General features: G+C 73.6%; 2 protein-coding genes. Both read right to left on the reverse strand.

From position 1 onward, the window contains the following. Window positions 1–55: 55 nt before the first annotated feature. Complete coding sequence (locus PROKR_RS00615; RefSeq protein WP_036958841.1) at window positions 56–499, reverse strand: OsmC family peroxiredoxin; 444 nt, start codon at window positions 497–499, stop codon at window positions 56–58. 81 nt (window positions 500–580) lie between these two features. Beyond that, a partial coding sequence (locus PROKR_RS33305; protein ID WP_036958842.1) for a hypothetical protein occupies window positions 581–815 on the reverse strand: 235 nt, incomplete at its 5' end.

Consider the following 815-nt stretch of genomic DNA (forward strand, 5'->3'; position numbering starts at 1 on the left):
GGATCGCGTCAGGCGTTCACGGGCGCGTGCCGCGCCCGTGAACGCCGGGACGAGGTCAGCCCTCGAAGGTGACGTCCAGCGTGATCTGGCCCACGCCGGTCAGCGCCTTCGAGATCGGGCAGCCGACCTTGGCGGCCTCCGCCGCGGCCTTGAAGCCCGCCTCGTCGATGCCGGAGGCGAACCCGCGCACCGTCAGCGCGCTCTTGCTGATGTACAGGCCGCCGGCCGGGTCCGGCCCGAGGGTCACCACGGCGGTGACCTCGATCTGCTCCGGCGTCGCGCCGGCCTGGCCCAGCTCGTTCGTGAAGGCCATCGTGAAGCACGACGAGTGCGAGGCGGCGAGCAGCTCCTCCGGGCTGGTGACGCCGTTCGCCTCCTCGGCGGCGCGCGCCGGGAACGACACGTCGTACGTCCCTACGCCCGACGACGAGAGCTCGACCTGGCCCGAGCCCTCCTGGAAAGTGCCGTTCCAGGCGGTGCGAGCGGTACGTGCTGGCATGGTGCACTCCTTGAATATCGCGGTGCGACCTCGGACGAGGCCCTGCGTGCCCGACCCTACGACGCCCGCCCGGCGGTCGCGTCACGGCGTGAAGTCGAGCGCCTCCTCGTCCACGGCCAGCACGGTCCAGCTGCTGCCCGCGGCGTCCGCGAGCTCGTACCCCGGCACGACCAGCACCGCGCCGTCCGGCAGGGTGTAGCGCACCTCGGTCAGCTCGGCCGACACGATCGTCACGTCCTCCACGGGCCAGGCGATCGGGCCGCCGGGCGCGGGTGACGGCGCGGCGCCCCCGTCCGGCGCGGCCTGCTCGGCGCTC

The sequence above is a fragment of the Promicromonospora kroppenstedtii DSM 19349 genome, from assembly GCF_000515355.1.
In the GTDB taxonomy this organism is placed as follows: Bacteria; Actinomycetota; Actinomycetes; order Actinomycetales; family Cellulomonadaceae; genus Promicromonospora; species Promicromonospora kroppenstedtii.